2 protein-coding genes are annotated in these 1,174 nt (G+C 61.2%); one reads left to right on the top strand and one right to left on the bottom strand.

Translation table 11 applies throughout. The features are described 5' to 3' along the window. Positions 1–44: 44 nt before the first annotated feature. Complete coding sequence (locus tag A5481_RS34495) at positions 45–194, bottom strand: helix-turn-helix domain-containing protein (protein WP_245298704.1); 150 nt, start codon at positions 192–194, stop codon at positions 45–47. Between the two features lie 156 nt (positions 195–350). On the opposite strand from A5481_RS34495, the gene A5481_RS31985 reads away from it, so the two are divergent. After that, positions 351–1,174, top strand: an 824-nt coding sequence (locus A5481_RS31985; protein WP_245298705.1) for a PAS domain-containing protein, incomplete at its 3' end; no start/stop codon positions are given.

Below are 1,174 nucleotides of genomic sequence, written 5' to 3'. Positions count from 1 at the left end.
CCGGAATAACGAACGGACCTCCGGATCACCGCGCCAAAGACCCGCTATGTTTCGCAGGCTTGTAGAGGCCCTTCCTTACTGCACGCCGTCCAGGGCGCGCCCCGCTTGATGTCGGAGAGGTGGCCCTGCGAGATGCTGAGCATCGCCGCCAGCTTAGCCTGGGTGCAGCCGTGGTGCTTCCGCGCCGCCGTCACCGGCGAGCCACATGTCGAACCAGTGCGGAAAGGTGGCCTCTTCGGTCTGTTGGCCTAGTCCAAATATTTAATGCCATATAAAACTGTTTTTAACTTGTAGCCCCTAGCTTACATTCAACAAATTCGTTACATCTTGGCTGGATATATCAAATGATAATGTTTGGTAGTGAACAAAAAGCCAAGTTGAATGCGCTTGACGCCTCTCAGGCGTTGATTGAGTTCGACCTCGACGGCAAGGTCGTCACGGCCAACGCCAACTTCCTAGCAGCCCTGGGCTACCGGCTGGAGGAAATCCGGGGGCAGCACCACTCGATGTTCGTCGACCCGGCCGAGCGCGAGGGCGACGCCTACCAAGCGTTCTGGGCGGCGCTACGTCGGGGCGAGCATCAGGCCGCCGAGTACAAGCGCATCGGCAAGGGCGGCCGTGAGGTCTGGATCCAGGCGAGCTACAACCCGCTCGTCGGGCGCAACGGCAAGCCCTGCGGCGTGTTCAAGTGTGCGACCGACATTACCGCGCAGAAGCTGCGCAACGCCGATAACGCAGCCAAGCTTGACGCCCTCGATCGCTCGCAGGCCATCATCGAATTCGCGCTCGACGGGACCATCGTCACCGCCAACGCTAACTTCCTCTCAGTCGTGGGTTATGGCCTCGAAGAAATTCGCGGCAAGCACCACTCGATGTTCGTCGATCCCGCGGAGCGCGAGAGCACCGCCTACCGCGCCTTCTGGGACGGGCTCCGTCGCGGTGAGTTCCAACAGGCCGAGTACAGTCGCATTGGCAAAGGTGAGCGCGAAATCTGGATCCAGGCGACCTACAACCCAGTCCGTGACGCCTCCGGGCAACTGGTGAAGATCGTGAAATTCGCAACCGACATCACCCCTGCTGTAGTCGAGCGCCTACGCCGGGCCGAACTCCACCGCGGCGTCGACCGCGACCTTGACGGCATCGCCGCGTCGATCTCGCACGCCTCGCGGCAGGC

This window comes from Methylobacterium platani (assembly GCF_001653715.1).
Taxonomy (GTDB): domain Bacteria; phylum Pseudomonadota; class Alphaproteobacteria; order Rhizobiales; family Beijerinckiaceae; genus Methylobacterium; species Methylobacterium platani.
Note: the sequence above shows the minus strand (reverse complement) of the source record. Positions and strands in the feature narration are given on the sequence as shown.